The sequence below is a fragment of the Streptomyces sp. SID12501 genome (assembly GCF_010550245.1).
GTDB lineage: Bacteria > Actinomycetota > Actinomycetes > Streptomycetales > Streptomycetaceae > Streptomyces.
Map to the genome: position 1 here is coordinate 314,121 of NZ_JAAGLU010000004.1, position 19,305 is coordinate 333,425.

23 protein-coding genes, 1 pseudogene and 1 riboswitch are annotated in these 19,305 nt (G+C 69.6%); of the genes and pseudogenes, 9 read left to right on the top strand and 15 right to left on the bottom strand.

The features are described from left to right. Positions 1-133: 133 nt before the first annotated feature. Positions 134-283 (bottom strand): hypothetical protein, encoded by a 150-nt coding sequence (locus tag G3I71_RS06565; RefSeq protein WP_164312952.1) that lies wholly within the window; start codon positions 281-283, stop codon positions 134-136. A gap of 290 nt (positions 284-573) precedes the next feature. Here G3I71_RS06565 and G3I71_RS06570 point away from each other — a divergent pair, with 290 nt between their 5' ends. From G3I71_RS06570 to G3I71_RS06580, 3 genes are all read left to right on the top strand, one after another. Further along, entirely contained in the window at positions 574-984 is a 411-nt protein-coding gene (locus G3I71_RS06570) for a transposase (RefSeq protein ID WP_164312953.1), read from the top strand. Positions 985-1,041: 57 nt separating this feature from the next. Further along, positions 1,042-1,305: a hypothetical protein gene (locus tag G3I71_RS06575; protein ID WP_164312954.1), complete on the top strand. Its 264-nt coding sequence runs from the start codon at positions 1,042-1,044 to the stop codon at positions 1,303-1,305. 99 nt (positions 1,306-1,404) lie between these two features. Next, entirely contained in the window at positions 1,405-1,815 is a 411-nt protein-coding gene (locus G3I71_RS06580) for a transposase (RefSeq protein WP_164312997.1), read from the top strand. 73 nt (positions 1,816-1,888) lie between these two features. Here the strand turns inward: G3I71_RS06580 and G3I71_RS06585 are convergent, their stop codons facing one another. The 5 genes from G3I71_RS06585 to G3I71_RS06605 form a co-directional block, all read right to left on the bottom strand. After that, positions 1,889-2,320 carry a hypothetical protein gene (locus G3I71_RS06585; protein ID WP_164312955.1) on the bottom strand — a complete coding sequence of 144 codons (432 nt, stop codon included), beginning with the start codon at positions 2,318-2,320 and terminating at the stop codon, positions 1,889-1,891. A gap of 273 nt (positions 2,321-2,593) precedes the next feature. Beyond that, on the bottom strand, positions 2,594-3,220 hold the full coding sequence (locus G3I71_RS06590) for an RICIN domain-containing protein (protein WP_164312956.1): 627 nt from the start codon (positions 3,218-3,220) through the stop codon (positions 2,594-2,596). Positions 3,221-4,173: 953 nt separating this feature from the next. Further along, positions 4,174-5,352, bottom strand: a complete 1,179-nt coding sequence (locus G3I71_RS06595) for an acyl-CoA dehydrogenase family protein (protein ID WP_164312957.1) — start codon at positions 5,350-5,352, stop codon at positions 4,174-4,176. 153 nt (positions 5,353-5,505) lie between these two features. After that, positions 5,506-6,285 carry a CbtA family protein gene (locus G3I71_RS06600; RefSeq protein WP_164312958.1) on the bottom strand — a complete coding sequence of 260 codons (780 nt, stop codon included), beginning with the start codon at positions 6,283-6,285 and terminating at the stop codon, positions 5,506-5,508. Between the two features lie 25 nt (positions 6,286-6,310). Further along, on the bottom strand, positions 6,311-6,532 hold the full coding sequence (locus G3I71_RS06605; protein ID WP_164312959.1) for a CbtB-domain containing protein: 222 nt from the start codon (positions 6,530-6,532) through the stop codon (positions 6,311-6,313). Between the two features lie 40 nt (positions 6,533-6,572). Further along, positions 6,573-6,729, bottom strand: a riboswitch (cobalamin riboswitch). A 103-nt stretch (positions 6,730-6,832) separates the two neighbouring features. On the opposite strand from G3I71_RS06605, the gene G3I71_RS06610 reads away from it, so the two are divergent. Continuing rightward, positions 6,833-7,441 (top strand): histidine phosphatase family protein, encoded by a 609-nt coding sequence (locus G3I71_RS06610; RefSeq protein WP_164312960.1) that lies wholly within the window; start codon positions 6,833-6,835, stop codon positions 7,439-7,441. A gap of 45 nt (positions 7,442-7,486) precedes the next feature. Here G3I71_RS06610 and G3I71_RS06615 read toward each other — a convergent pair whose 3' ends face one another. The 7 genes and pseudogenes from G3I71_RS06615 to G3I71_RS06645 all read right to left on the bottom strand — a co-directional run. Beyond that, on the bottom strand, positions 7,487-7,888 hold the full coding sequence (locus G3I71_RS06615) for a ferredoxin (protein WP_164312961.1): 402 nt from the start codon (positions 7,886-7,888) through the stop codon (positions 7,487-7,489). Between the two features lie 42 nt (positions 7,889-7,930). Then, positions 7,931-9,031 (bottom strand): 1,2-phenylacetyl-CoA epoxidase subunit PaaE, encoded by a 1,101-nt coding sequence (gene paaE / locus G3I71_RS06620; protein ID WP_164312962.1) that lies wholly within the window; start codon positions 9,029-9,031, stop codon positions 7,931-7,933. Continuing rightward, positions 9,031-9,549: a 1,2-phenylacetyl-CoA epoxidase subunit PaaD gene (paaD, locus tag G3I71_RS06625; RefSeq protein WP_164312963.1), complete on the bottom strand. Its 519-nt coding sequence runs from the start codon at positions 9,547-9,549 to the stop codon at positions 9,031-9,033. The genes paaE and paaD overlap by 1 nt, the downstream gene beginning before the upstream one ends. Further along, positions 9,543-10,403 carry a 1,2-phenylacetyl-CoA epoxidase subunit PaaC gene (gene paaC / locus G3I71_RS06630; RefSeq protein ID WP_164312964.1) on the bottom strand — a complete coding sequence of 287 codons (861 nt, stop codon included), beginning with the start codon at positions 10,401-10,403 and terminating at the stop codon, positions 9,543-9,545. The genes paaD and paaC overlap by 7 nt, the downstream gene beginning before the upstream one ends. A 31-nt stretch (positions 10,404-10,434) precedes the next feature. Then, positions 10,435-10,731, bottom strand: coding sequence for a 1,2-phenylacetyl-CoA epoxidase subunit PaaB (gene paaB, locus G3I71_RS06635; RefSeq protein WP_164312965.1), 297 nt, complete (start codon positions 10,729-10,731; stop codon positions 10,435-10,437). Further along, a complete protein-coding gene (gene paaA / locus G3I71_RS06640) occupies positions 10,728-11,723 on the bottom strand; it encodes a 1,2-phenylacetyl-CoA epoxidase subunit PaaA (protein WP_164312966.1) in 996 nt (331 codons plus the stop codon). The genes paaB and paaA overlap by 4 nt, the downstream gene beginning before the upstream one ends. An 82-nt stretch (positions 11,724-11,805) precedes the next feature. Next, positions 11,806-12,105 (bottom strand): annotated as a pseudogene (locus tag G3I71_RS06645) (SDR family oxidoreductase); the annotation flags it as partial. A gap of 508 nt (positions 12,106-12,613) precedes the next feature. Between G3I71_RS06645 and G3I71_RS06650 the strand changes: the two are divergent. Both G3I71_RS06650 and G3I71_RS06655 read left to right on the top strand, forming a co-directional pair. After that, entirely contained in the window at positions 12,614-13,546 is a 933-nt protein-coding gene (locus G3I71_RS06650) for a hypothetical protein (protein ID WP_239148954.1), read from the top strand. 109 nt (positions 13,547-13,655) lie between these two features. Beyond that, positions 13,656-14,132: a hypothetical protein gene (locus G3I71_RS06655; protein WP_164312967.1), complete on the top strand. Its 477-nt coding sequence runs from the start codon at positions 13,656-13,658 to the stop codon at positions 14,130-14,132. Between the two features lie 282 nt (positions 14,133-14,414). On the opposite strand, the gene G3I71_RS06660 is transcribed toward G3I71_RS06655, so the two are convergent. Both G3I71_RS06660 and G3I71_RS06665 read right to left on the bottom strand, forming a co-directional pair. After that, on the bottom strand, positions 14,415-14,705 hold the full coding sequence (locus G3I71_RS06660; protein ID WP_164312726.1) for a hypothetical protein: 291 nt from the start codon (positions 14,703-14,705) through the stop codon (positions 14,415-14,417). Beyond that, positions 14,692-16,404, bottom strand: a complete 1,713-nt coding sequence (locus G3I71_RS06665) for an IlvD/Edd family dehydratase (RefSeq protein WP_164312968.1) — start codon at positions 16,402-16,404, stop codon at positions 14,692-14,694. The genes G3I71_RS06660 and G3I71_RS06665 overlap by 14 nt, the downstream gene beginning before the upstream one ends. 49 nt (positions 16,405-16,453) lie before the next feature. On the opposite strand from G3I71_RS06665, the gene G3I71_RS06670 reads away from it, so the two are divergent. From G3I71_RS06670 to G3I71_RS06680, 3 genes are all read left to right on the top strand, one after another. Then, on the top strand, positions 16,454-17,284 hold the full coding sequence (locus G3I71_RS06670; protein ID WP_164312969.1) for an IclR family transcriptional regulator: 831 nt from the start codon (positions 16,454-16,456) through the stop codon (positions 17,282-17,284). 97 nt (positions 17,285-17,381) lie between these two features. Next, positions 17,382-18,242 carry a fumarylacetoacetate hydrolase family protein gene (locus G3I71_RS06675; RefSeq protein ID WP_164312970.1) on the top strand — a complete coding sequence of 287 codons (861 nt, stop codon included), beginning with the start codon at positions 17,382-17,384 and terminating at the stop codon, positions 18,240-18,242. 14 nt (positions 18,243-18,256) lie between these two features. Continuing rightward, positions 18,257-19,273: a zinc-binding dehydrogenase gene (locus G3I71_RS06680; RefSeq protein WP_164312971.1), complete on the top strand. Its 1,017-nt coding sequence runs from the start codon at positions 18,257-18,259 to the stop codon at positions 19,271-19,273. Positions 19,274-19,305: the final 32 nt, after the last annotated feature.

The window sequence follows — 19,305 nt, forward strand, 5'->3', positions numbered from 1 at the left end:
CGGTGGGTTTGGACCGGCCGACGATCCGAACCGGTCGTCGCGGTAGCCCATCGAGTCGGTCGGTCCCACGCCGAGCGCGGGACCGACCGACCTTCACGTGGCCGCCGGCCGGATGTCGGCTGGAAATCACGTCCTATTCCGCACCCGCGGGTTTCACGGCGACCGACTCCGCCGGGACAGTGACATCCCTCGAGGGGTCTGCGGGGATCAGGCTCGCGAAGGCGAAGGCGCCGACGCCCAGGGCCAGGACGGCACGCAGTCCGTTCTCCGTCGGGATGTGCACGCCGTGGAAGTCAGCGGCCGAGATCGTCCTGCACGTCCACGCACGGGCGGCAGGGGCGAGGGGCCCGCACTGCTCCAGGGCTTCGGGGCGGGTACATGGACGGTACGTCCGGCGTCTGACGGACGCGGCGATCGGGGCAGAGCCGTGGTTGTCGAGCTGAGCGTGCGTCGCTTCCGCTGCGTGAACGGCGCCTGCAGCGCGGTGACGTTCACCGAGCAGATCGAGGGCTGACCACGCCTCATGCCCGTCAGACCCCGCCACCGCGCTCGGCACTGTTGTCCATAGCCTGCATGCTCGCCGGTCGGCCCGGCGCCCGTATGGCCGCACTGCTCGGCATCCGCGTCGCCAAGGACACCCTGCTGCAACTGCTTCGCACCATGCCCGACCGGCGTGAGGGGCCGGTGCGGGTCCTGAGCGTGGACGATTTCGCTCTGTGCAAGGGCGACTCGTACGCCACCGTCCTGGTGGATCTGGAGGCCCACCGACCGGTTGATGTACTGCCAGGCCGGGACGCCGGGCCCTTGGTCGCCTGGCTGACCGGGCATCCGGAGGTGGAGATCATCTGCCGGGACCGGGCCGGTGCCTACGCCGAGGGCGCCCGAACCGGTGCTCCCCAGGCTGTCCAAGTTGCCGACGGCTGGCATCTGTGGCGGAACCTCGCCGAGGCGGTGGAGAAGACCCTCGGCTCGCACCACACCTGAATCCGCTCCGCGTTCGCAACGAGTCCAGCTTGTGAGCCGGAATCGGCAAGCAGCACGATGCCGCACTTCAGCCCTCCGGACAGCACGCGCGACTGCCTCGGCCGCCCGCGGCGCCTGGTCGCCCGCACCAAGGAACGCTGCGCGGCAGTGCAGGAGGGACTGGCCGAGGGCAAATCCCTGACGGCGATCGGCCGGGAACTGCGGCTCGACCACTCCGCCGTCCGCCGCTTCGCCCGTGCCGCCAGCATCGACGAACTGCTGGTCAAGGCGGATAACCGTCAGTCCATCCTCGACAAGTACAAGCCCCAATTTCCTCTATAACAGCACCGGCTCCACCGCGAGGTTCGGGAACTCGGCTTCCCTGGAGACGTCCAGACCGTCCGTCGCTACCTCCGTTCATCGAAGGAGAGCGGGCTTCCGGTGATACCGAAGCCCGCACCCCGGCCCCGCCGATTGGTCCGCTGGATCATGACCGCCCCGGACCGTCTGACCATCGGCGACGCGCGGGAGCTCAAGGAGATCCGAACCGCCTGCCCACACCTGGACGCCGCGACCAGACACGTCCGCGACTTCGCCGCCATGCTTCACGACCGACGCGGCGACCTGCTGCCCGGTTGGATGGACCGCGTCCTCACCGATGACCCGCCGGATCTGCACTCCCTGGTCGCGGGCCTTCGCCGGGACCAGGACGCAGTCGTCGCCGGCCTGTCCAGCTACTGGAGCTCGGGCCAGGTCGAGGGGCAGGTCACGCGCATCAAGCTGATCAAGCGGAAAGGCTACGGCCGAGCCAGCCTCGACCTGCTCCGCAAACGGATACTCCTCATGACCTGATCTGACCTGACCGGCCCCGGAGCACAGGATCTTCAGGGGAACCGGTCGCCCGAACGCGCTGGAGCTGACCTTCTTAACGTTCGAAGTCTCTCGCGGCGTCGTCCCAGCAAAGGCTGCGGAGACCGTGATCGGCATCCTCGCCTGATGGGATGTCGGGAGTCGCCTGGAACCACACGACGGTCAGTGCAGAGTGGTGCAGCACCGACTCTCGTTCCGGATCGATCGGCTGAGAGGTGAACGACCCAACGCACGTCACTGCAGGCAGCAGTTCGACCGGGCCGAAACCACCAGCAGGGAGGTCTGGCAGCTTCCGGACCGGCGCGACCAGGTGCACCGGAATTGAGGGACGATCCTTCTCGACGCTCCTGAGCAGGCTCTCCAGCTTGAGGTCGTTCCAGCGCCGGAACGGGTACCCCTCCAGCATCCCGCCATACGTCGAGGACAGTCGCACGTCCGAGAGTTCGATCGAGCGGCCTGAAGTGAGAACTATGTGTGCCAGTGCCATAGTCCCCAACCTAATGGCGCAACAGGATACGACTACCGGCCCCCGGCTCCGAGGCCGTGACAGTTACTCCAAGACTCCGACATCAGCATCGCCGCGTGGATCACAAGATCTTCGGTGTGGATGGTCGTGAGCGGCCGTGGCGGGATCCCGCCCGACGCTCATGGCCGCCCTGGCATGACGTACGACGTGCAACAGGCCGTGACCCCCCGGCAACCGAGGGGCCACGGTACCGGTCCGGCACGCCCTCGCGAGCGCACGAACCGACGTACGGGATCAGTACCAGAGCTGGTTGTCCCCGCCCGTGTAGCGCCACACGTGCGTGTACGCACCGTTCGACGTGGCGTAGTTGGCAACATCGAGGAAGCCGCCGTTGTAGCGGTTCTGCCACTGGTAGACCGTCTGGTTGGAGCCCTCGATCGACCGGGTACCGCGCGGGATCATGGTCCACTGTTGACTGCTGAGATACACGTACCCGCTGCAGTTCCACTGGTGCACCCGAACGCCGTCACCCAGCCAGGGCCCCTGGATGTCCATGCACTTGCCGGTGTAGAGGTTCCTGATCCGGTAGTACGAGTTCCCGCCGACGCTTCCTTCATTGCTGAAGCACCAGAGCTGCGGTTCCTCCCCGCGGTTCTCCCAGAGCGTCACCGGCGCCCCGTCGGAGAGGCTCGGCCCGTCGATCTCGGTGACGGTGCGGACCCCTCTCGCCTTGGTCGCCTGCACCGCTCCCAGCCACTGGGGTCGGCCGCCGGCGTTCCAACCGCTGCCGTACTTGTCGAGGCAGCGGTTGTCCGCCGCGTTCGCCGTGCCCGCGGTGGCGATCACCACGACCGCCCCGAGCGACACCAATGTCACCAGACTCACGAACACGGAGCCCAGCTTCCTGAAGAGCTGCTTCACCTGTTCCCCACCCTTTCGACGACGGAAAAGGAACCGCCGACGGGCGCAGCTCACCGCCCACGAGATGCCGGACGGCCCGCTGAAACAGGCAGCCCACGGCGACATCCCGCCCTGGACGAGATCAAAGAACTTCCCCCGTAGCACGTCCCCCGCCCCGCTCCCCGCAGGGCTCAACGAGGCTATGGCCAAGGTTCCCGAGACGTCAAGATGTTCATATTAATTGCAATAAGGGGCTGAAGATCAGCTTTTGATCATTTTGTCTGATTGGGGCGAGTGTGAGTGGGCGTGCCGGTGACATTGGGGGGTCCAGGGTCTGTCCAGGCGGCCGTTGGCTGGACAGACCCGCACTGGGAGCTACCACCGACGGGCAATCAGAATCAGCGGGCAGCCAGCCGACCTGAAGCTCTCGAGATTCCCGAGAGCTGAGGCAACCAACCCGGGAATCGACCCACTACATCCCAGCAGACCGGCCACCGAATGCCTCGCGAAGATCGGCGCCCTCAACTCCCTCCACGACGGACGCCTCAGGCCCCGCGACCTGGTGCAGATCACCGAACTCCACCAGGCCCCCGCACCCGATCCCCGGGCAAAGGCCAACCGCCCGATCGATATGAACGCCCTCAGCGGAGCGGTATGCCGGAGACGGCCGGACGGGAAGTCCCTGAGCGCCGCCTCCGTTGCCCACATCGCCACCCTGGGTACGAAGGGTGCGTGCCGGCGGACTCAACTCGGCAGGTTGGTGACCAAAACCTGCCGCTCGGCGCGTCTGCGGCCTACAACGTCGCCGAGGGGACGTGTGAAAACCGCTTCAGCACGGTAACCAGTCCACCGAAAGCAGCAGGTCAGAGTCACCAGGAGTGCACGGAGAGACTCGGCGCCGATCGGACCGAGCCGCCATCATCAGTGCCAACTATCTCTCTCTTGTACCAACTAAAAATCCTCGTCACACGGCCCTAACGTCGCACCCTCGGCATCCCCAGCCCGATCCACGAGATGATCTCCCGCTGGATCTCGTTGTTGCCGCCGCCGAAGGTGAAGATCACCGCTGAGCGGTAGCCACGTTCCAGTTCGCCGTGGAGTATCTCGCCGGCCGAACCCTCCTTCAGCGCGCCGGGGGCGGCGACGATCTCCAGGAGCCAGGCGTAGGCCTCGCGGCGGGCCTCGGAGCCGTAGACCTTTACCGCGGAGGCGTCCTGGGGGGTGAGGGTGCCTTCCTGGACGGCGTTCACCATCTGCCAGTTGAGGAGTTTCATCGCGTCGAGCTTGGTGTGGATCTGGGCCAGGCGACGACGCACCCACGGCAGGTCGACGACGCGGCGGCCGTCGGCGAGCTTGGTCTCCATCGCCCAGCGCTGGACGTCATGGAGGGAGCGGATGGCCATCGTGCCGTGGGCGGCGAGGGTGACACGCTCGTGGTTGAGCTGGTTGGTGATCAGCCGCCAGCCCTGGTTCTCCTCGCCGACCCGGTGGGCGACGGGGACGCGGACGTTCTCGTAGTAGCTGGCGGTGGTGTCGTGCGAGGCGAGGGTGCGGATGAGGGTGCAGGAGTAACCGGGGTCGGTGGTCGGCATGAGGAGCATGGTGATGCCCTTGTGCGGCGGGGCGTCCGGGTCCGTGCGCACGGCCAGCCACACCCAGTCCGCCGTGTCACCGTTCGTCGTCCAGATCTTCTGACCGTTGACGACATACTCGTCGCCGTCCCGTACCGCCCGCGTCTTCAGGGCGGCAAGGTCGGTGCCCGCGTCCGGCTCGCTGTAGCCGATCGCGAAGTCGATCTCGCCGGCGAGGATCTTCGGCAGGAAGTACGCCTTCTGCTCCTCGCTGCCGTACCGCATGATCGTCGGGCCGACGGTGTTGAGCGCCATCAGCGGCAGCGGTACGCCCGCCTGGGCGGCCTCGTCGAAGAAGATGAACTGTTCCATCGGGGACAGTCCGCGCCCCCCGTACTCCTGCGGCCAGCCGACGCCGAGCCAGCGGTCGGCGCCGAGGCGGCGGATGGTCTCACGGTAGAAGCGCTTCTGGGCGACATGGTCGCTGAAGCGCGAGTAGGCCCGCTCCGGCACCAACTCGGCGAAGTAGGCGCGCAGTTCGGTGCGCAGCTGCTGCTGCTCGGGCGTGTATTCGAGATGCACGGCGCCTCCTGCTGGCTCCCCAAGGCCGGACCTGTCGGCGCACACGGTAGAACGTGTTCCAGAAATTGGGAATGGCGGTGCGTGTACCGGTGCGCACATGCCTGAGGGGGTCCCGGATGTCCGGAACCCCCTCGGGGCAGTACGGCGAACCGCTCAGTGCGCCACAGGAGTCGCCTGCGGCTCGGCACCGCTCGCCCCGACGGGCGCCGCCGCCCTCGGGACCAGCAGCCGTTCCGCCAGCAGTCCGAAGATCAGGCCGAACGCGGTCCACATGGTCGCCTGGATGGCGAGCGTGGCCACCCGGTACTTCCACAGCAGGCTCGCGGAGAAGCCCTGCGGGACCTCGTTGGTGAACGAGGGCAGGAACGCGTACGCGAGTCCGACGACCAGGACGAAGGAGGCGACCGCGGCGAGGGTCGCGTTCCAGTTGCCCAGGCGCGGGGCCAGTCGCTTGCCAAGGATCACCGCAGCGACGGACAGCAGCACGCTCAGCGCGACCATCAGGAAGAACAGTGCCGTGCGCTGGTTGAGGGTGTCGGGGTCCCCGACGGCGGGCGGGTTGGCCGGGTACTTGAGGAACGGCACGACGTACACGGCGAGCAGCCCGGCCCCCGCGAGGAGCAGCGCGGTCGCGCGCGGCCCGAAGCGGCCGATCCGGCCGAGCGCGAAGCAGTACGCGAGGGCCGCGATACCGCCGAACGCGACGCCGTACACGAGGACACCGGTCCCCAGACCCACGGTGGACTGCAACGCGCGGGAGACGAGAGCCTGTTCGGCGGCATGCCCGTGGGCCTCGTGCATCTCCTCGAACGCGATCGCGTCGTCGACGAGCGGCTCGGCGAAGAAGTACGCGACGACCCAGACGAGCACACCCGCGGCGAGGCCCGCGAGCATGCCGCGGACCAGGAGGTTTCGGACAGTGGTGGAGTTCATGAGCTCGTACGTTTCCCTGTCGTCGTCAGTGGCAGGGGAAGCCGAGCAGGTGACGGGCGTCGTGCACCCATTCGTGCACGCCCTCGCCGGAGACCACGGAGGTGGCGCCCTGTTCGGCGCCGACGAAGTAGAGCAGCACCAGCATCAGCACGCCGAAGAAGACCGCCCAGGGGGCGATCGCGCCGATCGGCAGCTTCTCGGGTACGGCGGTGGGAACGGCGGTCGGCTGGACTGCGGACTGGGCCATGACAGGACCTCCTGGGGGAACTCGCGTCCCGTATCGGTGGTGCAGAGGACGACAGTCACGGGTCTGACTTGACCCCGGACCGCACCAGGCGGGTTGGTACGGGGCTTACAGTGGCGCGACCGTGCCGGATTCCCACCGGCTTCCGTCGAACCGTCGTCAATATCGACGAGAAGGTACCGCGAAGCGGGGGTGCGGCCAAGGGCGCATGTGACGGCGTACGGCGCGCCGGTGCGCCGTACGCTGCCTCAAGTGCCGTACATGACAACGACATTGGGGCGGAATGAGCGCGGGAGCGACCGGATGACGAGCCGAGTGATGTTGATCTCACCGGCGATCAGCGCGGCCCTGCGGGAGGCCCGTTTCGACGACGACTGTCCCCTGGACGCGTCGGGGCTGCGGCTCGCCCGGGCGGCGGCGGGGGCGCTCCCGCCGGTCTCCCGGGTCTGGGTCTCCCCCACCGCACGCTGCCATGAGACGGCTCGGGCGCTGGGTCTCGACGCCGGTTCGGCACCGGGCCCGGCCGGCCTGGACGTGGGCCGCTGGCGCGGCGCGACCCTGACCGAGGTGACGGAGAAGGAACCGGAGTCGCTGGCCCGGTGGCTGACGGACCCTCAATCCGCCCCGCACGGAGGTGAGTCGGTCCGCGCGCTCTGCGACCGGGTCGCCCGTTGGCTCGACGAGACGGCGGCGCAGGTCACGGGCCGGTCGGTCGCGGTCGTCGAGCCGGAGATCGTACGCGCGGCGACGGTACGGGCGCTGGGGGCGCCCGGGTCGGCGTTCTGGCGGATCGACGTTCCGCCCTTGACGGCAACGGAGTTGAGCGGCCGGGCGGGACGCTGGAACGTGCGGGTGGGCGGGCAGCTCGGGGCGCCGCACGAGGCGTCGGCCGGGGCGCCGCACAACGGCTAGGGAGCGGAGCGGGCGTGGACCCGCCGGATTACGGAACGCCGTGTCTCACCCGCCGACGCGCCCGGAGTCCGGCGTCTGAAGCGTCCATGCGAAGTCCGTGCACGCCTGTGCGCACTCCCGGCATGCCTTCGCCGCGTCCTCACCACCGGAGTGGTCGTCGAAGACCTGGGCGGTTTCCAGACAGACCGTGCTGCACCACTCCAGTTGGACGCGGAGAGCGGCCTCGTCAAGGTCCACCTGTTCGGAGAGGAGGCGGCACGTCGCGTCGCACACCTCCGCGCACAGGATGCCCTTGCGGCGTGCGAGGGCTTCGGTGGCGGGTCCGTCCGGGTCCGCGAGACTCGCGCGCAGTGCGCACGCCCGCGCGCACTCCGTGCACGCCTGGGCACAGACGAAACGGTCCTCCAAGAACCGGAAGAGTTCCTGTTGCGTAGTTGTAGGGGTCACGCCGATCGAGTTGCCGAAGCTCGGCCCGCCAAACCCTTTGATTCAGCTGTCGTAGTCGACCGTCAGTGTCTCCGAGACCGGGAACGACTGGCAGGTCAGGACGTAGCCCGCGGTGACCTCCGCGGGTTCGAGGGCGTAGTTGCGGCGCATGTCCACCTCTCCCGAGGTGACCAGCGCCCGGCAGGTGCCGCAGACGCCGCCCTTGCAGGCGAACGGCAGGTCCGGTCGGGTCCGCGCGGCCCCGTCCAGGACGGTCGCCTCCCGGGACAGCGAGGTGGTGGTGGAGCGGCCGTCGAGGGTGATGGTGACCCGGCTCACCGGGCCCTCGGCCACCACGTCCGTGTGCTGGACCTGGCGGACCGGCTGGTCGTCGGCGTAGAAGAGTTCCTGGTGGACCCGGTCCGCGGGCACGCCCAGCTCCGCCAGCAACTTCTGGGCGTCGCGGACCATGCCGTGCGGTCCGCACAGCCACCAGTGGTCGGTGCCCGGCACGTCGACGAGGCCCGCGAGCAGTGCGGCGAGCCGTTCGGCGTCCAGTCGCCCCGACAGCAGCTCGGCCTCGCGCGGCTCACGCGACAGTACGTGCCCCAGCTGGAAGCGCGTACGGTACAGGTCCTTCAGGTCCGCCAGCTCGTCGGCGAACATCACGGTGTCCGTACGCCGGTTGCCGTACAGGAGGGTGACCTGTGAGAGGTCGTCGGCGGCCAGGACCGACTCGGCGATCGACATCATCGGGGTGATGCCGGAGCCCGCGGCGATCAGGACGTGGTGGCCGGACGCGGTCAGGTCGGGGGTGAAGGCGCCGGTCGGGGTCATCACGTCGAGCTCGTCGCCCGGGCGCACCTCGTCGACCAGCCAGGACGAGAACAGGCCGCCGGGCACCACCCGTACACCGATGCGGGGCTGTTCGCCCGCCGGGGCGCAGATCGAGTACGACCGCCGCTCCTCGCGCCCCTCGAACTCCCGGCGCAGGGTGAGCGACTGCCCCGGCGTGAACGCGTACTCGGCGGCCAGGTCCGCCGGCACCTCGAAGCCGACGGCGACGGCGTCCGCGCACAGTCGTCGTACATCGGCGACCTTCAGTGCGTGGAAGACCGGGCGGCGGCGTACGGGGGCCGTGGGCAGGGCGGTGGGCGCGGCCATCAGATCTCCTTGACGTACTCGAACGGCTCGCGGCAGGCACGGCAGCGCCACAGGGCCTTGCATGACGTGGCGGCGAAGCGCGAGGTCTCCTCCGTGTCCGCCGAACCGCAGCGGGGGCAGGGCACCGTGCGCCGGACGGGCAGCAGAGAGAGGGCGACCGGGCCGCGCGGTGCGGCACCGGGCGGGGCGATGCCGTGCTCGGTGAGCTTGCGGCGGCCCGCCGGAGTGATCCAGTCGCTGGTCCAGGGCGGATCGAGGACCGTACGGATCTCCACGCGCACGTACCCCGCCGCCCGCAGCCGGGCGGCGACGCCCGCGCGCATCTCGGCCATCGCCGGGCAGCCCGAGTAGGTCGGGGTCAGGCTCGCCACCACCGTCCCGTCCCCGGTCACCTCCACGCCGCGCAGGACGCCGAGGTCGGCCAGGGTCAGCATGGGCAGCTCGGGGTCCGGCACGCGCTCGGCGATGCTCCGGGCTCGCCGGACGTCCTCGGCCCCGATCGCGGTCCCGGTCACCATGTCGCCTCCGGGTGGGCGCGGGCCACGCCCTGCAACTCGGCGAGGAGCGGGGCGAGATGTTCGGTGTGCTGCCCGCCGCGCCCGGCGCCGTGCGCCGCCGGAACCTGCGGCATGGCCAGCCCGGCGGCTTCGGTGACCTGCCTCAACACATCGACGACTTCACCCTCGACGTCGTACACCACGAACAACTCACCTATATACGGGGCGACTTGGTCCAGGGCCATGCGCATCCGTCGGTGCGACTCGTCGGTGCCGTCGCCGAGCCGGACAGCCCATTCGGCCGCGTACTGCCGGTGGTACGTCAGCTCTTTGACACCCTTCGCGGCGATCGCGGCGAGCACCGGATCGCGGTGGCCGGCGAGCCGCCCGAAGTGCGCGAGCCGCCAGCTGGACAGCACCAGCAGCCGGACGATCGAGAACGCGAAGTCCCCGATGGGCAGTTCGGCCAGGCGTACGTTGCGGAAGTCGGCGGCGTCCCGGAAGTAGGCGTAAGCGTCCTCGTCGCGCCCGGTGCCGTCGACCTGGCCGGCACGCGCGTACAGCAGGCGGGCCTGGCCGAGCAGGTCGAGGCCGATGTTGGCGAGCGCGACCTCCTCCTCCAGCTCGGGGGCGCGGGTGCACCACTGGGCCAGCCGCTGGGCCGACACCAGTGCGTCGTCGGCGAGTTCGACGCAGGTCGCGGCCAGCTCGCCGGAGTCCACACCCTCGGGCACGGTGGTGTCGACGCCGTACAGCGGGTCCTCGAACCCGGTGCCGAAGGCCCAACGGGCGTCACTGCCGTCGTCGTGCCCCTCGGCGAGGGAGAGATAGACGTGTTCGTCGTCGTGGTCGCTGTGACTGTCACTGTCGCTCATGTCCGCTGCTCCTCTCCCAGGGGTGGATGCGCTAGATGTGGGGGACATCGTCGGGGATGTCGTAGAAGGTCGGGTGCCGGTAGACCTTGTCGGCGCTGGGGGCGAAGAAGGGGTCCTTCTCGTCGCGCGAGGAGGCGGCGATGTGTTCGGAGCGCACCACCCAGATGCTCACGCCCTCGTTGCGCCGCGTGTACAGGTCGCGCGCGTGGGTGAGCGCCATCCGGTCGTCGGCCGCGTGCAGCGAGCCCACGTGGACGTGGTTCAGCCCGCGCTTGCCGCGCACGAACACCTCGTACAGCGGCCACTCGTTGGACAGGTCGTTGCTCATGCCACTGCCTCCTTCGCGGCCCGCGCGCGCTGCTTGGCGGCGTGCGCCATGGCTGCCTCGCGCACCCAGGCGCCGTCCTCGTGTGCTGTCCGCCGCCGTGCGACCCGTTCGGCGTTGCAGGGCCCGCCGCCCTTGATGACGCGCATCAGCTCGTCCCAGTCCGGGGTGCCGAAGTCGTGGTGGCCGCGCTCCTCGTTCCAGCGCAGCTCCGGGTCGGGAAGGGTCACGCCGAGCTTGTCGGCCTGCGGGACGGTCATGTCGACGAAGCGCTGGCGCAGTTCGTCGTTGGTGTGCCGCTTGATCTTCCAGGCCATGGACTGCGCGGAGTTGGGCGAGGCGTCGTCGGGCGGGCCGAACATCATCAGGGAGGGCCACCACCAGCGGTCGACGGCGTCCTGGACCATGGCGCGCTGTTCCTCTGTACCTCGCATCATGGTCATCAGCAGCTCGTAACCCTGCCGCTGGTGGAAGGACTCCTCCTTGCAGACACGGACCATCGCGCGCGCGTACGGGCCGTACGAACTCCGGCACAGGGGCACCTGGTTGCAGATCGCGGCACCGTCCACGAACCAGCCGATCACGCCGACGTCGGCGAAGCTCGGCGTCGGGTAGTTGAAGATCGACGAGTACTTCTGGCGGCCGTCGATGAGCCGCTCGGTGAGGTCCGCGCGGTCGGCGCCCAGCGTCTCGGCGGCCGAGTACAGGTACAGCCCGTGCCCGGCCTCGTCCTGGACCTTCGCGAAGAGGATGGCCTTGCGGCGCAGTGAGGGCGCGCGCGTGATCCACTCGCCCTCCGGCTGCATGCCGATGATCTCCGAGTGCGCGTGCTGGGCGATCTGCCGGATCAGCGTCTTCCGGTAGCCCTCGGGCATCCAGTCGCGCGGCTCGATCCGCCGGTCGCGCGCGATCGTCGCCTCGAAGTGCTCAAGCAGCCCCTCGGCAGCCTGCCCGGTGCCGCCCGTGCCCGAGGCGGCGGAGTGTGTCGTCGTCATCGATACCCGCTCCCCAACCGACCATTCGTTCGGTACCAGTGTGACGACTTTTCCGCGCCCGCACAAGCCGTTGCCGGGACCGTCAGCAGGTGGCGCGTCCACCGCTGATGTCGTACACCGCGCCGGTCGAGAAGCTGACCCGGTCGGAGGCCAGGAAGGCGACCGGTTCGGCCACCTCCTCCGGGCGGCCGGTCCGGCGCATCGGGATGAGCCCGGTGAGGCGCTCCAGAACCTCGGGGGCCGTGTTCTCGTTCATGGGCGTGGCGATGACCGCGGGTGCGGCGACGTTGACCAGGACGCCGCTGGTGGCCAGCTCCCTGCCGGCCGACTTGGTGAGGGCGAGCACCGCGGCCTTGGACGCCGAGTAGACCGACAGCTGGGGATTGCCGTCCTTCTGCGCAGGTCATCGCCGCATCGACGCGGTTCGGGACCACCAGTCAAGCTGACGGCAGGTCAGCCGCAGACGGCACGGGAGCCGTACCCCCATGGGATGCCCGACGCACGGCTTACCGGAACAAGTTGAGCAAGGTCACTTACACCACGAGGCGGGGCACGACCGCCGGCCAGGCCCCAGCGGGCGCCGGTGATGTCGAGACGGTCGCCAATCAGGTGGCCGGCGACCCAGGCTTCGGCGTCAGCGGTGCAGGAAGGACAGAAGGAGGCGCCGCGGTCCACAGGTGCTCACTGACGTGCCGGCCGTTCGCGGTTGGACTCCCCGTTGTGCGCGATTCGCCCCGCTCAGTGAGCCGCAAGAGAATAGAGACACCGGGCGTTCGGTGGTCCTGACAGATGTCAGGACGGCAGGTGGCGCGTCGGCGCGTACGTTGCTCTCGGTCCGCAGGCCAACCGCGGCCAGGGACTACGCACCGCATCGGGGGAAGTGGTTGTTCATGAAGCGCATGTGCGCTGCTGCACTCGTCGTGACGGCGGCTTTGGGCCTTGCCACGACGGGATGTGGCCCGCAGGAGCAGGATGCGAAGCAGCCCGGGACGGATGGGGGAACCTCGGTCGGCAGCAAGCAACTGCGAGAGCTGACCGACGCCGAGCAGCTCCGTATCGCGGATGCCCAACAGCGGTTGATCAAAAGCTGTATGACGCGCAAGGGCTTCGACTTCTGGGAGGCGGAGCGGCTGAGCCTCGAGGAGAGCCGCACGCTCGGCTGGGTCACCGACGCTGTTGCCTGGGCGAACAAGCACGGCTACGGCAGCCGCATTGAGGCCAAGCACGATCGCGCCCGGCTGACCAACAGGAACCTCGCCTACCGCGAAGGCCTCTCCGATGAGCGACGTGCGGCGTACGACAAGGCCTTGGACGAAGGCAGCGACGCCCCCGTGATCACGGCCGAGGTGCCCACCGGCGGGACAGTCCGCAAGCGGGTGGGCGGCTGCGTGGCAGAGGCAGAGAAGCAGCTGTACGGAGACCGGGTGGCCTGGTTCCGTGCGGAGAAGACGGTGATGGGTCTGCAACCCCTTTACGTCCCCCAGATGATGGCCGACAAACGATTCGCTTCGGCGCTGGCTTCCTGGTCCCGGTGCATGGCACGTTCCGGCCACACGTACCGCAATCCGCAAGAGGCCCGTCAGGCAGCCGTCGAACAGGGCCTGAAGGCGGGCCCCGGCAAGGGATTCGAGGCGGAGCGGAAGCTCGCCGTCGCTGATGCGACGTGTGCGAAGAACACCTCGCTCCGGTCCATCGGAAACGAGCGCGAGACCCATTACGTCAACATGCTTCGCGGCCGCTACGGCAGCGACCTCGACACCTACGCGCGCCTCCAGCTCCAGGCGTTCGCCCGCGCCGCGGAGGTCGTCGAACCGCGCACGTGAGACCTCCGTTCAGGATCTCCCGTGATGATGGCGCACGGTCGCGACACCACGTCCATGGTCACCACCGTGGATCAGCACGTCTCCGACGAGGCAGACAATAGGAGTACACATGCGCAAGTTGACCACGGCGGTCGCGGCCGCGGGCCTGATGGCCCTCGGTCTCGCCGTCCCAACGTCCGCCGATGCAGCGGCACAGGGCTTCTACTGCGATGCGGAGTGGAGCAGCCACGGCCGCGACGGCAACGTCCGCGCCTGGTCCGGGTACGACTGCACGGGCACGCTCCTCGGAGTTACCCCCGGCAACGACCCCGACTGGAGCGACAGCTCAGGGCCGTTTCAGAGCGGCGACTGGAATGCGGCGAAGTCCGTCGCGAACAACGGCACGATCGGGGGCAACGACGTCGTCGCCTTCTACCTGGCGCTCAACTACGCCTACGAGCACGGGTACGTCTGCCTCTCACCGTACGAGCTGTATGCGGACGACGTGACCGACAACAGCCACACCAGCGGCAGTGTGGCCAGCTACATCTCCTCCCACCGGTGGGTGCAAAGCTCCGGGTGTGCCGCGAACAGCTGGCTCACCTGACCGAGCTCGCTTCCGGGGTCCCTCCGTCGGAGGGGCGCTGGCGCGACTTCGAGGCTGTCCCAGCCACGTGCACAGGTGAACGGGGGGGCGGGCCATCGAACTGCGAGCAGCAGTCCGATGGCCCGCTGTCGTCCGACAGGCACCGCCGGCGGCAACGCAGTCGTACTGGATTCCGGCAGCGCTGATGACGGCAGACGGCTGGGGGTCTGTACGGTCTTCGGCTCTGGACAGACCCGCCCCAGCCTCGCTCCCGCATGCCAGGGACGAACGTCCGCATGCTGTTCACGGCGCCCAGGACGTTGACGTCGAAGACGGACGTGACGCCACTCCTCCGAGGTCGTCTCGGTGAGGGGCTTGTTCGATCTCGGCGGCGACCCGGCGCTGCGCCTCCTCGTCCGTGACGTCCGCGCGGATGTCGGCGCCGCCGGGGGCGAGGTCGAGCGTCGTCACCCGCACGCCGTCGGCCCGGAGCCGTTCGGCCGTGGCCGCGCCGAGTCCACGCGCGCCCCCGGTGACCAGGGCCGACCTGACGGTCGTACCGTCCCTCCCGGAGTTCGCGTCAGTGCGACTCACGGCTCACCTCGGAGCCGCTGGAGCCGATGAGGAAGTCCAGGTCGGCGCCCGTGTCGGCCTGCAGGACGTGGTCGACGTACAGGCGTTCCCAGCCGCGTCGTGGGTTCGCGAAGCCGTTGACGGTGGCCTCGTTCGGGGTCCTGCGGGCGAGTTCCTCGGCGGGTACGTCGACGTCGAGGCGCCGGGCCGCCACGTCCAGGTCGATGATGTCGCCCGTGCGGACGAGGGCGAGGGGGCCGCCGGCCGCCGCCTCCGGGGCCACGTGCAGGACGACGGTGCCGTAGGCGGTGCCGCTCATCCGGCCGTCGCAGACCCGGACCATGTCCCGGACGCCCTGTTCCAGCAGCTTCTTCGGCAGCGGCATGTTGGACACCTCGGGCATGCCCGGGTAGCCCTTGGGCCCGCAGCCACGCAGGACGAGCACGGAGTCGGCGTCCACGTCGAGGTCCGGGTCGTCGATACGGGCGTGGAAGTCCTCGATCGAGTCGAAGACGACCGCCCGGCCCCGGTGGCGCAGCAGGTGCGGGGAGGCCGCCGCCGGCTTGACGAGGGCTCCGTCGGGGGCGAGGTTGCCGCGCAGTACGGCGATCCCGCCCTCGGCGACCAGCGGTTTCTCGCGAGTGCGGATGACCTCCGGGTCCCAGATCGGCGCGTCGTCGATGTGAGCCACCAGCGGCTCTCCGGTGACCGTGAGCGCGTCGGGATCGAGCAGGTCGCGTACCTCGCGCAGTACGGCGGACAGGCCTCCGGCGCGGTGGAAGTCCTCCATGAGGAAGCGGCCGGCCGGCTGTAGGTCCACCAGGACCGGGACCCGGGAGCCGATCCGGTCGAAGTCGTCGAGCGTCAGGGGGATGTCCAGGCGTCCGGCGATCGCCAGCAGGTGCACGACGGCGTTGGTCGACCCACCGATGGCGGCCAGGGCGACGATCGCGTTGTGGAAGGACGCCTTGGTCAGGAAGGTGCCCGGCCGGCGGTCGGCGGCGACCATCTCCACCGCCAGCCTGCCGGTGCCGTGGGCGGCTTCCAGCAGGCGGCTGTCGGGCGCCGGGATACCGGCCATCCCCGGCACGATCGTGCCCAGGGCTTCGGCCACCAGGGCCATCGTCGAGGCGGTGCCCATGGTGTTGCAGTGCCCGCGGCTGCGGATCATCGACGACTCGGAGCGGGTGAACTGCTCCTGGGAGAGCGTGCCTGCCCGCACCTCCTCCGACAGCCGCCACACGTCCGTGCCGCAGCCCAGCGGCGTACCCCGGAAGGTCCCCGTCAGCATCGGCCCACCGGGCACGACGACCGCGGGCAGGTCCACCGAGGCGGCGGCCATGAGCAGCGAGGGGATCGTCTTGTCGCAGCCGCCCAGCAGCACGACACCGTCGATCGGGTTGGCCCGCAGCATCTCCTCCGTGGCCATCGCCGCCATGTTCCGCCACAGCATGGCGGTGGGCCGCACCTGCGTCTCGCCCAGCGACACCACCGGCAGGTCCAGGGGGATGCCCCCGGCCTCGTACACCCCGTTGCGGACCGAAGCCGCCACCTCGTTCAGATGGGCGTTGCAGGGGGTCAGGTCCGAGGCGGTGTTGGCGATGGCGATCTGCGGCCGGCCGGTGAAGGCGTCGTCCGGTGCGCCCCGGCGCATCCAGGCCCGGTGGATGTAGGCGTTGCGCCCCTGCCCCTCGTACCACTGTGCACTTCGAAGCTTCACCGTCGACCCTTTCCAATAATCGGTACAGTGGTCTACCCTTCGGAACTCCATGGAGCATAGACAGATGTACGAGGGCACGTCAGCCCCTGTGAGCGAGGAAGTCGCCGGAGGCGACGGTGACGCCGCGCGTCTCGTGGGATCCGACCGGGTGCTCGCCGTCCTCAAGGAGCTCGCCCGGTATCCCGACGGCGTGGGCCTGGAGGAACTGACCCGGGTGATGGGCAGCCCCAAGCCGACCGTGCACCGGGCCCTGGGGGCCCTGCGCCGGGCCGGGCTGGCCGACCAGGGCGAACGCGGTCGCTACGTTCTCGGCGACGAGTTCCTGCGGATGGCCTTCGCCCACCACGAGGACCGCCCCGAGCACGTCCGGGTACGTCCCGTACTCGACGCGCTGGCCCACCGGTTCGGCGAGACGGCGCACTACGCGGTCCTCGACGGCCGTGAGGTCGTCTACCGGGCCAAGGTCGACCCGCCCACCGGCGCCGTGCGGCTGACCTCGACGGTGGGCGGCCGGAACCCGGCCCACGCCACCGGCGTCGGAAAGACGCTGCTCGCGCACCGGTTGGACACCGTGGCGGCGGTCGAGGCCTGGATCGGCGACGCGCCCCTGGAACGTCGCACGCCCAGGACCCTGTGCACGGCCGACGACCTGTACCTCGACCTGCGGGCCACCCTCGACCGGGGGTACGCCGTGGACGACCAGGAGAACGAGTCCGGCGTCAACTGCCTCTCCCTGCCCGTGTACGCGACCTCGCCGACGACTCCCTCCGGCGCCGTGAGCATCAGCGCGCTCACCTACCGCACTCCACTGCACATCCTGGTGGACGCGGTCGGCGAGATCCGGGAGTTGCTCGGCCCTTTGGGCCGGACCCGTCAATGACCCGCCGATGAACCGTCGGCAGAACCTCGGCCCGCTCCCCGACTCCTCCGCTCCCCCACCGCCCCGCCACCACGCCGTTCGAACTGGAGACTGACCCGTGTTCCTCATGCGCATCGGTGCCGCAGGCGCCGAAAAGCCTGTCGCCCGTGTCGACGACGAGACGTACGTCGACCTCTCCGACACCGTCACGGACTTCGACGAGGCGTTCTTCGGGTCGGGCGGCCTCGACCGCGTCCGCCCTGTCGTGGCCGGGCGGACGGCCGCCGGCCAGGTGTCCCGCTTCGCCGGGGAGCGGATCGGCGCGCCGATCGCCCGCCCGCACCAGATCCTGTGCATCGGGCTCAACTACCGTGACCACGCGGCCGAGAGCGGGATGGCCGTGCCGGACGAACCGATCCTGTTCACCAAGTCGCCCAACACCCTCGTCGGCCCGGACGACGACGTACGCATCCCGCGTGGGTCCACCAAGCCCGACTGGGAGGTGGAGCTCGGCATCGTGATCGGCCGCCGCACCAGCTACCTCGACTCGGTCGAGGAGGCACGCGACGCCATCGCCGGATACGTGGTCGTCAACGACGTGAGCGAGCGCGGCTTCCAGCTGGAGCGTGGCGGGCAGTGGTCGAAGGGCAAGTCCGCCGAGACCTTCAACCCGGCGGGCCCCTGGCTGGCCACCACCGACGAGATCGACGACGTCCTCGCGCTCGACATGTGGCTCGACGTCAACGGTGTCCGCCGTCAGACCGGCAACACCAGGACCATGGTCTTCGACCCGTACTTCATCGTGCACTACCTGAGCCAGTTCCTCGTCCTGGAACCCGGCGACCTGATCAACACCGGTACCCCGCCCGGCGTCGGCATGGGCCTCACCCCGCCGGTGTGGCTCCGCCCCGGTGACGTGATGGAGCTGGGCATCACCCGCCTCGGCAGCCAGCGCCAGCACGTGCTCGGCCCACGGTGACCGCCCGCCGCCCCATGCGCGCGTTCGTCCTGACGGCTCCCGGGAAGTACGAGGTCCAGGAGGTCCCCGCCCCGGTGGCCGCCCCCGGCGAGGTCGTCGTCGACGTCGAGCGGGTCGGCGTGTGCGGCACCGACATGGAGTTCCACACCGGCGCGATGGCCTACCTCCACCAGGGCCACTCCTCCTACCCGATGCGTCTGGGCCACGAGTGGTCGGGTCGTGTGGCGGCGGTCGGTGACGGTGTCGCCCCCGGGTGGATCGGCCGCCGGGTGATGGGCGACACCATGCTCGGCTGCGGCTCCTGCCGCCGTTGCCGACGAGGCCATCAGCACGTGTGCGAGATTCGTCAGGAGGTCGGTATCCGCGGGGCGCGGGCCGGCGCCCTCGCCGAGCAACTCGCGGTGCCGGTCTCGTCGTTGCACGTCCTGCCCGACTCCGTCGACGCGGTGCTGGGCGCGCTCGTCGAGCCCGGGGGCAATGCCCTGCGCGCCGCCCGGGCGGCCCAACTACGGCCTGGGGACCGGGTGTTGGTCCTGGGTCCAGGAACGATCGGTCTCCTGGTCGCGATGTTCGCGCGTGCCGCCGGTGCGGAGGTCCACCTGATGGGAGCGACCGACGGTTCGCTCGCCTTCGCCCGCGAGCTGGGCTTCGAGCACGCCTGGCGGGAGGACTCCGTCCCGGATCTGCCGTACGACGCTGTCGTCGACGCCTCCAATGCCGCCCATCTCCCTGATCTGGCACTGGACCTGGTCGAACCTGCGGGCCATGTCGTCTACATCGGCCTGGCCGGCGTACCGAGCCGCGTCGACACCCGCACCCTCGTCCTCAAGGACGTCACCGCGGTCGGAGTCCTGTCCGCCTCCCCCGGCCTCGACGCCACCATCCGGGCGTACGCCGAGGGTTCGGTGGATCCGCGGCCGCTGGTCGCCGCGACGGTGAGCCTGGACCAGGTCGGAGCCGTCCTCGCGGGTGATCGCCCGGCGGGCGCGGGTCCCGGGCCGAAGTTCCATGTCGACCCGCGTCTGGGCTGACGTAACCCACCGTGCCGCCTGGACAACAACCG